Annotated in this window: 12 protein-coding genes; 5 read left to right on the forward strand and 7 right to left on the reverse strand. The window is 68.0% G+C overall.

The features are described 5' to 3' along the window. Window positions 1-119: 119 nt before the first annotated feature. Window positions 120-800, forward strand: coding sequence for a PhzF family phenazine biosynthesis protein (locus DTA22_RS08510; RefSeq protein ID WP_037232441.1), 681 nt, complete (start codon window positions 120-122; stop codon window positions 798-800). Here the strand turns inward: DTA22_RS08510 and DTA22_RS08515 are convergent. Further along, window positions 786-1,505, reverse strand: a complete 720-nt coding sequence (locus DTA22_RS08515; protein ID WP_037232444.1) for a hypothetical protein — start codon at window positions 1,503-1,505, stop codon at window positions 786-788. The genes DTA22_RS08510 and DTA22_RS08515 overlap by 15 nt on opposite strands. A gap of 66 nt (window positions 1,506-1,571) precedes the next feature. Here DTA22_RS08515 and DTA22_RS08520 point away from each other — a divergent pair, with 66 nt between their 5' ends. Continuing rightward, complete coding sequence (locus DTA22_RS08520; protein ID WP_081792385.1) at window positions 1,572-1,826, forward strand: hypothetical protein; 255 nt, start codon at window positions 1,572-1,574, stop codon at window positions 1,824-1,826. Here DTA22_RS08520 and DTA22_RS08525 read toward each other — a convergent pair. Further along, a complete protein-coding gene (locus tag DTA22_RS08525; RefSeq protein WP_112299181.1) occupies window positions 1,790-3,022 on the reverse strand; it encodes an aminotransferase family protein in 1,233 nt (410 codons plus the stop codon). The genes DTA22_RS08520 and DTA22_RS08525 overlap by 37 nt on opposite strands. Before the next feature lie 226 nt (window positions 3,023-3,248). On the opposite strand from DTA22_RS08525, the gene DTA22_RS08530 reads away from it, so the two are divergent. Beyond that, on the forward strand, window positions 3,249-4,388 hold the full coding sequence (locus tag DTA22_RS08530; protein WP_112299182.1) for a cation:proton antiporter: 1,140 nt from the start codon (window positions 3,249-3,251) through the stop codon (window positions 4,386-4,388). 24 nt (window positions 4,389-4,412) lie between these two features. On the opposite strand, the gene DTA22_RS08535 is transcribed toward DTA22_RS08530, so the two are convergent. Then, a complete protein-coding gene (locus DTA22_RS08535) occupies window positions 4,413-5,777 on the reverse strand; it encodes an MFS transporter (RefSeq protein WP_112299183.1) in 1,365 nt (454 codons plus the stop codon). A 156-nt stretch (window positions 5,778-5,933) separates the two neighbouring features. Between DTA22_RS08535 and DTA22_RS08540 the strand changes: the two genes are divergently transcribed. Next, window positions 5,934-6,317 carry a VOC family protein gene (locus DTA22_RS08540; protein WP_112299184.1) on the forward strand — a complete coding sequence of 128 codons (384 nt, stop codon included), beginning with the start codon at window positions 5,934-5,936 and terminating at the stop codon, window positions 6,315-6,317. Here DTA22_RS08540 and DTA22_RS08545 read toward each other — a convergent pair. Together DTA22_RS08545 and DTA22_RS08550 are read right to left on the reverse strand one after the other, a co-directional pair. Further along, window positions 6,279-7,358, reverse strand: coding sequence for an alpha/beta fold hydrolase (locus tag DTA22_RS08545; RefSeq protein ID WP_112299265.1), 1,080 nt, complete (start codon window positions 7,356-7,358; stop codon window positions 6,279-6,281). The genes DTA22_RS08540 and DTA22_RS08545 overlap by 39 nt on opposite strands. Window positions 7,359-7,455: 97 nt before the next feature. Further along, window positions 7,456-8,100, reverse strand: coding sequence for a Pr6Pr family membrane protein (locus tag DTA22_RS08550; protein ID WP_112299185.1), 645 nt, complete (start codon window positions 8,098-8,100; stop codon window positions 7,456-7,458). Between the two features lie 69 nt (window positions 8,101-8,169). Here DTA22_RS08550 and hrpA point away from each other — a divergent pair, with 69 nt between their 5' ends. Next, window positions 8,170-12,057, forward strand: coding sequence for an ATP-dependent RNA helicase HrpA (gene hrpA, locus DTA22_RS08555; RefSeq protein ID WP_112299186.1), 3,888 nt, complete (start codon window positions 8,170-8,172; stop codon window positions 12,055-12,057). A 9-nt stretch (window positions 12,058-12,066) separates the two neighbouring features. Here the strand turns inward: hrpA and nrdR are convergent, their stop codons facing one another. Both nrdR and DTA22_RS08565 read right to left on the reverse strand, forming a co-directional pair. Then, a complete protein-coding gene (nrdR, locus tag DTA22_RS08560) occupies window positions 12,067-12,531 on the reverse strand; it encodes a transcriptional regulator NrdR (protein WP_015890458.1) in 465 nt (154 codons plus the stop codon). Between the two features lie 180 nt (window positions 12,532-12,711). Next, window positions 12,712-13,227, reverse strand: a complete 516-nt coding sequence (locus DTA22_RS08565; RefSeq protein WP_112299187.1) for a LysM peptidoglycan-binding domain-containing protein — start codon at window positions 13,225-13,227, stop codon at window positions 12,712-12,714. Window positions 13,228-13,370: the final 143 nt, after the last annotated feature.

Raw genomic sequence — 13,370 nt, forward strand, 5'->3', positions numbered from 1 at the left:
CGCCTCCACCTTTTACCCCGGGGTTCGTGCACGGGGAATCACACCAGTCGAGGCGCCGGTCGCGACGTCTCCCACGGTCGAGGCACTGTCTCGAGGTCGACGAGCGATAGGGTGCGTCAATGCCCATCCACGTAGACGTCGTCCGGGTGTTCACCGACGACAAAGGACGCCACGGCAATCCGCTCGGCATCGTCGACTCCTCGGCCGTCGCGCCCGAGGACCGGCAGTCCGTCGCCGCCGCACTCGGATACAGCGAGACGATCTTCGTCGACATCCCCGGACCCGGTGACGAGCACGCGCGCGCCCAGATCTTCACCCCCACCACCGAACTGCCCTTCGCCGGACATCCCACGGTCGGGCTGTCCTGGTGGCTGCACGAGCGCGGCGCCGCGGTCACCACACTCGACGTGCCCGCGGGCCCCGTCGCCACCCGCCGTTCCGGCGCCATCACCTGGGTGCGGGCCCGGCCGGAGTGGGCACCCGAGTTCTCGCTGTACCCCATGAACAGCGTGCGCGAGGTGCAGTCGGCGGACCCGAAGAAGTTCGGTGCCGGACACCATTATCTGTGGGCCTGGACAGACAAGGTCGAGCACTCGATCCGGTCGCGAATGTTCGCCCCGGACATGGGCATCACCGAGGACGAGGCCACTGGAGCGGCGGCCGTCCGGATCACGGCGCACCTCCGGCACGCCCTCCTGATCACGCAGGGCAAGGGATCCGTGCTGCGCACCACCTACGATCCGGCCGGGTGGATCGAGGTCGGCGGACGAGTCCACCCCGAGAAGTCACGCACCCTCTGACGGCGGCCGCCGGCCTCGCCCCGCGGTGAGGTCGGCTTCGCCCAGAGTCACCTGGATCTCCCGGCCCAGCGTCACCCCGGGAGCGAGGGGGAGCCTGTCGCCGCTCCAGAACTTGCCGGGGTCGTACCAGTTGGTGCGCCTGCGCCCGCTGATCAGCCCCATCTCCTCGTACGTCTGCGCGACCACCTCGGCGCAATAGGCACTTTCGAGGCTGCCGCCCGACTTCTCCTGCCTGCGCCCCGTCCCGGGCAGGCGCCCACCGAACCATCGTGACGCGAGTTTCGCGGTGGACGGGAACGGGGTTCCGTCCAGCCGTGCGATCGTCCGCAGCAACGCGTCCTCCTGCTGCGACGTCGCGGGGTCGGCGAGTTGGCGCAGCCATCCCCGCTGCCCGTACCGCGCACCCCACACCTGGACCGCGGCGCGCAGGTCGTGGAGTTGCACACCGCGCTGGAAGCGCCCCGTCCACATGTCCTGCAGCGAATGTCCGAGCTCGGCGTGCCACATCAGCGGCGGTAGGTCCTCGAGGACCACCGACATGCCGACGTGGTTGACCGGACTGTTCGTCAGCGTCTGAATGGCCCTGTCGGCCGGGGACTCTCCGCGGAAGATCCAGATGTCGCCGGTGCGGGTGACCTCGACCGCGGTGTCGAGGTCGATGGTGGAGCCGTGTCGTCGTGCGTCCGTGTGCCGTGGCGCGTCCATGGGCCCTAGCCTAGAAGGATGCGACCGCGTGGCAGGCAATGGTGGAAACTTCTCGGACTCGCCGGTGTGGTGGGTGTCGCCGCGACCGGGGTCGTCGCGGTGCGAGCGGATCGACAACGCAAGGCGTACACGCCCGACGAGGTTCGGGCGCGCCTCCACGAGCGCTACACCCGTGCGTACGCGGCGCACGACGGGCAGAAGGAGATCGACCTGACCCCGCCCACGTGGCGGGACCGGGTCACCGGTGCCCTGCGCCGCTTTCGCAGGCGGGGCACCGGAACCGATCAGCCCAGGGCCCGGCGGATCCCGTCCGCGAGCTGAGCGACCTGCTCGTCCGTCATCACGAACGCCGGCGAGATCTGCATGGCGCCCTGACCGGCGGCGCGCCCCGAGATCCCGTGTTCACGCAACGTGTTCACGAACGGGAGCGCTTCCGCCGGATCGGCCAGTTGCACGGCCGCAACCGCACCGAGACCGCTGCGCACTTCCTCGACTCGCGGATGGTCGGCGAGGGGCGCGAGGTACTCGTGCAATGACGACTCCAGTCGCTTGGACTCCGCCAGCAGGTTCTCGCGCTCGATGATGTCGAGGTTGGCGAGAGCCGCCGCGGCGGCACCCGCGTGCCCACCGTAGGTGTACCCGTGCCGCCACCAGACCCCGCCGGCGAAGAACGGCTCGGCCACGCGCGGGGCGATGAACACCGCACCCATCGGGACGTACCCGGAGGTGAGGCCCTTCGCCGTCGTCATCATGTCGGGCTGGAGGTCGAATCGCGTCGACGCGAACCAGTCGCCGCCGATGCGGCCGAATCCCGTGACCACTTCGTCGACGACGAACAGGATGTCGTGCTCGCGGCAGATGTCGCGGACCTCCGCGAGGTAGCCCTCCGGCGGCAGGTAGACGCCGCCCGCACCGATGACGGGCTCGCAGAAGAACGCGGCGATCGTGTCGGCGCCGATCTTCTCGATCAGTTCGAGCAGGCTCTTGGCGTCGTTCCAGGCGACCGTGGCGGCGTCGGCCATCAACTCGCCGTATCCCTCGCGGTTGGCGGGAATTCCCGCCAGCGCGGTGCCCGCAACGTGCATCCCGTGATAGGCCTTCTGGCGGCCGACGACGATCGTCTTGGACGGCTTGCCCATCTCGTGCCAGTAGCGGCGGGCGAGCTTGGCCGCCGTGTCCACGGAATCCGAGCCACCGGACGTGAAGAAGATCTTGCTGCCGGGCACCGGCGCGATGGTCGCGAGACGATCGGCCAGGGCCGCGGTGGTCTCGGGAACGAAGTCACCGAAGTTCGAGAAATGGGCCACGGTGCGCAACTGCTGCGCGACGGCGTCCGCGATGTCCGCACGGCCGTGCCCCACGTTGGTGAACCACAGACCGGCCGTCGCATCGAGGTACCGGTTGCCGCGATCGTCCCAGATGTAGGCGCCCTCGCCGCGGGACACCACGAAGGCGCCCTTCTGTTCCACCGCGCCCATGTCCGCGAATCCGTGCCACAGTGCCGACGCCATGCTCATCCCTTCGTGAAATCCACCCCGAGCCGACTATGCCATGTGGCCTGCGGATCCCGGCGCCCGACTCCACAGTCCCCCGCGTCTGCGTCGGCCCGACCTCGTTGCCTCGATCGGAGTCGGTCCGAGGGCTTCGGCAGGCACAATCTCTGCATGCCCGGAGTGCGATGTCGCGAGAACAGGAAGACCCCGTGCCGGTCGTCGAGCTCGACTGCACCGAACTGACATACGCATGTCCTTCGAGGTACTCGCGCTGATCTCGGCCGCAGCCCTGGCCGGACCCTTGCTTGCGAGTCGCCGGACCTGGCATCTGCCGGTCGTGCTCGGCGAGTTGCTGGCCGGAATCCTTCTCGGCTCCACGGGTGTGCGCGCGCTCGATCCCGGCGATCCCACCTTCACGTTCCTCGCGGACATCGGCTTCGCGCTGGTCATGTTCGTGGCCGGCACACATGTGCCGATCCGGGACGCACGCATCCGGCCTGCGCTGGCGAAAGGCATGGTTCGGGCCGTTCTCGTCGGTGTCGGTGCCACTCCGGCAGGGTTCGGGATCGCTCAGGCATTCGGTACCGGCCACGCCGCTCTGTACGCGGTCCTCATCGCGTCGTCGTCCGCAGCGCTCGTCCTACCCCTGATCGACTCGCTCGGGCTCGAGGGCACACCGATCGTGCAGACGACAGCCCAGGTCGCGGTGGCCGACATCGCGTGCATCGTCGCCCTGCCGCTCGTGATCGATCCGGCGCAGGCCCCACGCGCCGCAGCAGGCGCGGTGGCCGTGGCGGCAGCGACCGCCGTCTTCTACGCGGTCCTCCGTGCGAGTGACAGCCGCGGCTGGCTTCACAATCTGCACCAGGAGTCCAAGGAACGCGGCTTCGCACTGGAACTGCGGATCAATCTCGGGGTCCTGTTCCTCCTGGCGGCGTTGGCCGTCCATTCCCACGTGTCGATCATGCTCGCCGGTTTCGCACTCGGACTGGTGATCGCGGCGGTGGGTGAGCCGCGACGCCTGGCCAAGCAGCTGTTCTCGATCACCGAGGGATTCTTCGGGCCGTTGTTCTTCGTCTGGCTCGGCGCATCGTTGAATGTCCGGGACCTCGGGGCGGATCCCTCCCTGATACTGCTCGGCGTTGCACTCGGCTTCGCTGCCGTTCTCGTCCACTGCCTGACATGGCTGGTCGGTGTGCCGCTGCCCCTCGGCGCGTTGGCCGCCGCTCAACTCGGCGTGCCCGTGGCCGCGGCAGCGATCGGTGCGCAATCGCATCTCCTGGGCCCCGGCGAACCGTCGGCTCTGATCCTCGGCGCGCTGGTCACCATCGCTACCACCACAGTCGCCGGCGCGACGGCGGCACGTCGGGGCTTCGGCACGCCCCGGTAGGCGGCCGGGTCCCACCCACACGCGTCACTTCTCCGCCAGGGCGGTGGGGTGCGGCTCCGTGTCGATTCCCGGAATCCCGCGACCGCGGATGGACGCGCCCGCCGTCTCGGCCACGAAGTACAGCGCGACGAGGCCGATCCCGCACGCGGCCATCATGTAGAACGCCGGCATCAGTGTGTTGCCGGTCCATTCGATGAGCAGTTCGTTGACCGCGGGGGCCGTACCACCGAACAGCGACGTCGACACGTTGTAGGCGATGGCGAAACCCGCGAACCGCACGTGTGTCGGGAACATCGCCGGGAACGTCGCCGAAATCGTGGACAGCTGCAGGACGTACAGCAACCCGAGCACCGCGAACGCGAGGATCGCCCATCCGAACCCCTGCCGCATCAGCAGATACATCGGGACGGCGAGCACGATCAATCCCACGAGCGAGCCGTACCACAACGGTTTTCGGCCCACCCGGTCCGACAACCCGCCGGCGAACGGAATGACCGCCATCATCACGAGCTGCCCGACGATGAACAGGGACAGCGACGCGGTGGACGTCAGGCCGATCTGCGTCTCCAGATAGGTCGGCATGTAACTGAGCAGGGTGTAATTGGTGACGTTCAACGCGATGACGAGGCCACCGAGCAGCAGCAACGGCTTCCAGTACTCGGTCACCAGATCCTTGAACTCGTGGGTCGGTGTCGACTCCACCTCGCCCTCCGCGTCCAGTTCCCGGAACACGGGTGTCTCCTCGAGCTTGGTCCGCAGGTAGAGGCCGATCAGACCCATCGGTCCGGCGATCAGGAACGGGATACGCCAGCCCCAGGTCGACATGAACGGATCGCTGGAGAACAACTCCACCGCCAGGACCACGATCGCACCCAGCGCGTACCCGCCGAGGGTGCCGAACTCGAGGAAACTTCCGCAGAACCCGCGCTTGCGGTCCGGCGAGTACTCGGCCATGAACGTTGCCGCGCCGCCGTATTCGCCGCCGGTCGAGAAGCCCTGGATCATGCGCAGCAGCACCAGCAGCAGGGGCGCCCAGAAACCGATGACGTCGTATCCCGGCACGAGGCCCACGCAGAACGTCGCACCCGCCATCAGGATGATCGTCAAGGCCAGAACCTGGCGGCGTCCGAGCCGGTCACCCAGCGGACCCCACACGAGGCCGCCGAGCGGGCGCACGACGAACGACACCGCGAACACGAGCAGGGCGTACAGGGTGGCCGAACCGGTGTCGCCGGGGAAGAACGCGGCCGAGATGTACGACACGGTGAACGCGTAGACACCGTAGTCGAACCATTCGGTGGCGTTACCCATCGCCGACGCCGCGATCGCGCGACGGAGAACACCTGGTGGGAGGGTTTCCTGCTCGGCTGACGAATGCGCAGATGCCATGTGATCCCGTCTCCTCGGGCCGGTTTCGCGTTCACTCATTGTGGCCCGAGTGGCACGTGTTGTCGCGCGTTTGCCGTTTACAGAGACGTCACGGAGGCGCGCCCGAGCCGTCCCCGGGACAGTGTGCGACCACCGTCGCGCGGGTATCCGCAACCCATGACCAGCCGAATCATCGCCATCGCCGTCGACTGCCGTGACGCCGAATCACTGGCACGATTCTGGTGCGACGCCCTGGGCTACCCGTCGACCGGCCGATGGAAGGACTCGTACGGGCTCGAGTACGTCGAATCGAAGGCACCGGGGTCCCCGTCACTGGTGTTCCAGCCCGTCGACGACCCGAAGCCCGGGAAGAACCGCCTGCACCTCGACATCGCGCCGTCGTCCGGATCCCGCGACGAGGAGGTCCGGCGACTCCTCTCGCTCGGCGCACGCCTGCTGAGCGACGACCCGAACGTTCCCTGGGTGGTCCTCGCAGACCCCGAGGGCAACGAATTCTGCGTGCTACCGGAACGTGGGGCCGACGACGGGACGGCCACGTAGCCCTCGCCACCAGGCGGCGGGCCCGCCGTGCGCGACCCAGTGCCGTGCGTGGTCCGCGTAATCCGTCGCCACCCGGACCCACTCGCTCCAGGCACTCGGCGTGGGAAGAGTCTCGACCGAACGGGTCAGGAGACGATCGATCGCGTCCGAGACGAGCTCAGCGCGCTCCAACTGCACCATGTGCCCCGCACCCGGAACCTTCACCAGTTCCGCGTCGGGCAGATGCCCGGCGATCGACTTCGAATACCGGAACGGGGTCAGGAGATCGCGATCGCCGCACACCACCAGCGTCTCGATGGGGGCGAGCAACGGCACCGCCGCCGTCTCGTCGTGATTCTTGAACGACGGCAGGAAGTCGACGAGCGTCTTGAGGGACGTGTCGTTGATCATCTGCTCGGAGTGCCACATGATTGCCGGGCTGATGCTGCGATCACCGAACGACGCAGACCTCAGGATCGGCGCCAGCACCCTCTTGCTCGCGCCGCGACCGCTCTGGACCACCCGGGGCAGGTGCCGGGCCGCGGTGCTGAATCCGGCGACGACCGGCGTGTTGAGGGTCCGCGCGAGCCCCACGTCACCCAGCTTCTCCGCAGCGGTGGCGATCAGACCCACCCCGACGACGCGGGAACCGATCAGATCGGGATGCTGTCCGACGTACGACAGGACCGCCATACCGCCCATCGAATGGCCGACCAGCACGATCGGCCCCTCCGGCACGAGCGCACGGATCACGGCGTCGACGTCCTGCGCGAGATGCGGAATGGTGCAGGTGGCGCGCCGCGGCACCCCGGAGTCGCCGTGCCCCCGCAGATCGAAGAACACCATGCGGATCGTCGAGCCCCACGCCTCCTCGAGCTGAACCCGCTGGAAGTGCCAGCCGGTCATCCGGTTGCAGAAGCCGTGGACGAACACCACCGTCAAGGGGGCGAACGCCGGACCCACCTCGCGCACCGCGAGCGGCACACCGTCGTCGGCGGCCACGACACTGCCGCGGTCGCGGCCGAGCAGGTCGAAGGTCTCGCCTGCGAACTCGTCGAACATAGTCTCCCAGCCGTTGCCGAAGTCACGGATGATCGCGCGGACGCCTGTCGTGTGGAGGATAGCGCGGCGCGCGAATCGTCTGCGCGCAGCTTCGCCGCTACCGGTCCTGGCCGAACCGCCGGCGCGCACCGAGACGTCCCACCGCGTTCACGGCGAGGGCCATCAACGCCATCGCCAGCAACAACACGACCGCTGTGACGGCGAGCTGAAGGTACCCCTGCTGCCGGGGGTCCAGGAACGGATACGGGTACCAGTCGACGATCGGACCTCGTATCAGGGAATAGGCGCCGTAGACGGCCGGGAACACCAGCCAGCTGAGGCTCTGCACCTCGGAGATCCGTACCCGGGACGGGGCGAGCACCCAGTCGAGCAGCAGCACGAGCGGCAGCAGGCGGTGCAGAGCCGTGTTGATCCAGCCGTCCTGCAGCATGACGTCGATGTTCGCCAGCAGCACCGCGTACACGATTCCGGTGATCACCATGTACAGCGTCGTTGCGCCCCGGAACAGCTGCCAGCCCCGCGACTGCGGATCCCGGAGCGCGCCGACGAGCAGGACGACGACGGCGAGGATGTTGCTTTCGATGGTGAAATAGCTGAGGTAGTTGGCCGATGAGAAGTCGTCGCTAGCGAGGTTGCGGAGGGGAATCCACAGCAACGCGATCAGGCCGTAGACGGCGAAGACCGCCCGCAGAACCCGAACGATCCTCTGACCTCGCAGGTCCGTGACGACGGCAGCGTCCATCCGCCGATATTCGCACACGGGCGGGCGCGGCACAGGTGTTCCGCCGGGTTGGCTAGGCTGGGGTCCAGCATGTCCACCACAGCACCCAGCCGGCGGGAACTGAAGAACAGCCTCGGCGAACTCACTCTGCGCGACGAACACCGGCTCCGCCGGCGACTCGACCGTGCGCGCACACCCGAAGCGCTCGCGTCCCTGTCCGACGAGATCGCATCCGCACGCGGACGCATCGCACGAAGACTCGACAGCGTCCCCGTCATCGACTACCCCGACTCGCTGCCGGTCAGCCAGCGCCGCGACGACATCGCGAAGGCGATCGCCGAGAACCAGGTCGTCATCGTCGCCGGCGAGACGGGATCCGGCAAGACGACGCAGATCCCGAAGATCTGCCTCGAACTCGGCCGCGGCGTCCGCGGACTCATCGGACACACCCAGCCCCGCCGTCTCGCGGCGCGGACCGTCGCCGAACGGATCGCCGAGGAACTCCGCAGCGAACTCGGTGAGACCGTCGGCTACACCGTGCGATTCACCGACCAGGTGTCGGACGGCACGCTGGTGAAACTGATGACCGACGGAATCCTGCTCGCCGAGATCCAGCGCGACCGGATGCTGCGCCGGTACGACACGCTGATCATCGACGAGGCCCACGAACGCAGCCTCAACATCGACTTCATCCTCGGATACCTGCGGCAGCTCCTCCCCCGCCGGCCCGATCTGAAAGTGATCATCACCTCGGCCACGATCGATCCGGAACGCTTCGCGCAGCACTTCGCCACCGACGGGGTGCCCGCGCCGATCGTCGAGGTGTCCGGGCGCACATTCCCCGTCGAGATGCGTTACCGCCCACTCACGGTGGAAGTGGGCGACCAGACCTTCGACCGCGACCCCGTCGACGCGGTGTGCGAGGCGGTCGAGGAACTGTCCGGCGAGGGCGACGGCGACATCCTGGTCTTCCTCTCCGGCGAACGGGAGATCCGCGACACCGCCGACGCGCTCCGCGACCGCAGACTGCGCGGCACCGAGATCGTGCCCCTGTACGCCCGGCTATCGGCGGCGGAACAGCACAAGGTGTTCACGCCCCACAGCGGGCGGAGGGTCGTGCTGTCGACGAACGTCGCGGAAACGTCGCTCACCGTGCCCGGCATCCGGTACGTCGTGGACCCGGGAACCGCCCGCATCTCCCGCTACTCGGTGCGCACCAAGGTGCAGCGCCTGCCGATCGAACCGATCTCACAGGCGTCCGCCCGCCAGCGTTCCGGGCGTTGCGGCCGTGTGGCCGAAGGCATCTGCATCCGGCTCTACTCGGAAGAGGACTTCGAGGCCAGGCCCGCGTTCACCGAACCGGAGATCCTGCGCACCAACCTCGCGTCCGTCATCCTGCAGATGACGGCGCTCGGCCTCGGCGACATCGCCGCGTTCCCGTTCGTCCAGCCGCCCGACCCGCGGGCCGTCCGCGACGGCATCGGCCTGCTCGAGGAACTCGGAGCGATCGAACGGAAAGCCCAGGACGAGCAGCCCGTCCTCACCGCGGTCGGACGCGAACTCGCGCAGATCCCCGTCGATCCGCGCATGGCCCGGATGCTCGTCGAGGCGCACCGGAACGGCTGCCTGTCCGAGGTGCTGGTCATCGTCTCCGCCCTCTCGATCCAGGACGTGCGGGAACGTCCCGCCGAATTCCAGCAGGCTGCAGACGAGAAGCACGCCCGGTTCACCGTGGAGAACTCCGACTTCCTCGCCTTCCTCGAACTGTGGAAGTACCTGCGCGAGCAGCGGAACGAATTGTCGTCCAACCAGTTCCGGAAGATGTGCCGAAACGAGTTCCTGCACTGGCTGCGTATCCGCGAATGGCAGGACCTGCACGGTCAGCTCCGGCAGATCACCCGCGGGCTCGGCTGGGACACCACCGGCACCCCGGCCGGCGAGGCGGCGATCCACCAGTCCCTCCTCGCGGGACTGCTGTCGCACATCGGACTGCGCGAGGGTGACAAACGAGACTTCCTCGGTGCCCGCGGAAGCCGATTCGCGATCTTCCCCGGCTCGAGCCTGTTCAAGAAGCCCCCGCGATGGGTCATGGCCGCCGAGCTGGTCGAGACGTCCCGGCTGTGGGCGCGGATGTCGGCCAGAATCGAACCCGAGTGGGCGGAGAAACTGGCGCCGCACCTCGTGAAACGCACCTACTCCGAGCCGCACTGGTCGTCGAAACGCGGCGCCGCCATGGCGTACGAACGCGTGACGCTGTACGGCATCCCGCTCGTCGCCCGGCGTGCGGTCACCTACAGCACCATCGACCCCGAGACGTCCCGGGACCTGTTCCTGCGCCACGCTCTGGTGCAGGGCGAATGGCAGACGCAGCACAAGTTCTTCCATGCCAACCGCGCACTCCTGGAAGATGTCGAGGAACTCGAGCATCGCGCCCGCAGGCGCGACATCCTCGTGGACGACGACACCCTCTACGACTTCTACGACCAGCGCGTCGGCCCGGAGGCTGTCTCCGCCCGGCATTTCGACTCCTGGTGGAAGGTTGCCCGCCGGAAGAATCCCGACCTGCTCACATTCACCCAGGCGACCGTCGTCAACGCCGAGTCGGCCGCAGTGCTCGGCGGCGAATACCCCGACGCCTGGCGTCAGGGCGACATGCAGTTCCCGCTCACCTACCAGTTCGAGCCCGGCACCGAGGACGACGGCGTCACGGCCCGCATCCCGATCGCACTGCTGGCAGGTCTGCGCCCGGTCGGCTTCGACTGGCTGGTCCCCGGCATGCGCGTCGAACTGGTCACCGCCCTGATCAAGACGCTCCCGAAGACCCTTCGCCGACAGGTGGTTCCGGCACCGGACTTCGCGGCCGCCGCGCTGGCAGCCGTGAAACCCCGCTCCGAACCACTCACCACGGCGATGGCACGCGAATTGTCCCGGCTCGGTGCCTGCCGCATCGATCCCAAGGACTTCGACGTCACCGCGCTCCCCGACCATCTGCGCATGACGTTCGTTGCCGTGGACGAGAAGGGTGCCGTCCTCGGCCGGGACAAGGACCTCGTGTCGCTGCGCAAGTCGCTCGCTCCCCGCGTCCAGGTGGAAGTGGCGAAGGCGGCCTCGAATTCGGAGCGACCGCCCGCACTCACATGGACCCCCGCCACCCTCGGTTCGCTCGAAGCCACCGTCACACGCGAACTCGGCGGCCAGAAGGTCACCGGGTACCCCGCCCTGGTCCCGGAGGGTGACGGTGTCGCCGTCCGCGTGCTCAGCACCGCGGCGGAGCAACGATCCGCGATGCGCGCCGGAACGCGCCGGCTGCTCCTCGCCGCTGTTCCCACCCAGGCGAAGACGGTCACGTCCGGTCTGAGCAACGCACAGCGACTGGCACTGGGGCAGAACCCCGACGGCAGCCTCGACGCCCTCATCGACGACTGCCGCAACGCCGCCGCGAACCAGTTGATCGCCGCACACGGTACGCCGGTGCGCACACCGCAGGACTTCGACACCCTCGTGGCGACGGCGCGCGCGGAGATGGCCCGGAACGTGGCGGTTCTCTTGCGGCTGGTGTCGCCGGTGCTCGAAGCGGACCATCGGCTGGCCGTCGTACTGGAACGCGCCACCGGTGAGGCCGCCGACGACGTGCGGGAACAGCGGCAGTCGCTGCTGTTCCCCGGTTTCGTCGCCGACATCGGTGCCACGCGCCTCCGCGAACTGCCCCGCTACATAGCCGCCGCGACCGCACGTCTCGAAGCCCTTCCGGGGAGCGCACCGCGCGATCAGAAGGGGATGGACGTCCTCGACCGGGTGTACGCCGGATACGAACGCATGCTCGCGGGCCTGCCGGAAGAACGACAGCACTCACCCGAGGTCGACGCCATCCACTGGATGATCGAGGAACTGCGCGTCAGCCTGTTCGCTCAAACACTCGGGACACCGATCCCGGTCTCGGAGAAGCGCGTGCTCAGCGCTATGGAGAAGGTGCGCTGAGGCGTCGGCTCAGGCGTCGTCGCGGGATTCGCGGTGTTCGCGTAGCTCTTTGATCTCGCGGGCGAAGTCCTCGGCAGAGCTGAACGACCGGTACACGGACGCGAAGCGCAGGTACGCCACCTCGTCGAGATCACGGAGTGGACCGAGAATCGCGAGGCCCACCTCGTTGCTCGGGATCTCCGCGGAGCCCGACGCCCGGACCGCGTCCTCGACCTGCTGGGCAAGAAGATTCAATGCGTCGTTGTCTACCTGCCGGCCCTGGCAGGCGCGGCGAACACCCCGCACCACCTTCTCCCGGCTGAACGGTTCGGTGACACCACTGCGCTTGACCACCGACAGCACGGCGGTCTCGACGGTGGTGAATCGGCGACCACACTCAGGGCACGAACGGCGGCGGCGGATGGCCTGTCCTTCGTCGGCTTCTCGCGAATCGACCACACGTGAATCGGGGTGCCGGCAGAACGGGCAGTGCATGGCGATTCCTTCGTCGTAGCCGTCGTGGCCGCAACTGTTCGCCTCCCCCGATGGCGAACCGACGAAAACGGATTCACGCAGCGGATGCACGATCTCGACGCGACCACACGAAGTGGTGGGACTGACAGCATCCGAGACTACTCGGCCGCGTGATGGGACAGTCATGCAGAGCCACCCCCGTCACCGGGTAGTGGACGACGGGACGATCAGACTCTGGCCCGGGTGGAGCGCCGAATTGGACATGGCGTTCAGCTCCATGATCCGCTCGACCACCTGTGCCACCGGCAATTCCGGGGAGATCCGCGCCGCGAGCGCGGCCAGGCTCTCACCCTGCTGCACCTGCACGACCTCCGTGGCCGCCGAGTTGCTCACACCGTCAGTCGTGGCCAGCTGAGCCACCCCGACGAGCCCGCACAACACACCCGCGGTGATCACGACACTCGCGAGCACCATCCGCCAGCCGACCTCGTTCGCCCCGCGCACGTGATCGGCGCGGGAGACACCGGTGTGGGTGGGCCGGTACGCGACGGCACCGGACGACGGGCGCCGCAGCTCGCCGTCGGTGCGCCTGCGGCGAGGCTCGGTCCGGTACGACCGCGCGGCCCCGGAACGGACGGCACCCCGTTCGAGTGCCTGCCGGTTCAGCACTGCCTGTTGGTTCAGCACTGCCTGCCGATGGAGAACTGCGTTGCTCATCGGTACCTCCGCTGCTCGTGTCCGTTGTCAGATCCGTTGTCGTATCCGCTACCGACCCGGTCGGTGTCCGATCCCGCCGGGCGTTCGATCACGCGTTCGAAAGAACACATGTTCGATTTCTACCACGGCACTCCGACAAAGTC

Source organism: Rhodococcus wratislaviensis, from assembly GCF_900455735.1.
Taxonomy (GTDB): domain Bacteria; phylum Actinomycetota; class Actinomycetes; order Mycobacteriales; family Mycobacteriaceae; genus Rhodococcus_F; species Rhodococcus_F wratislaviensis.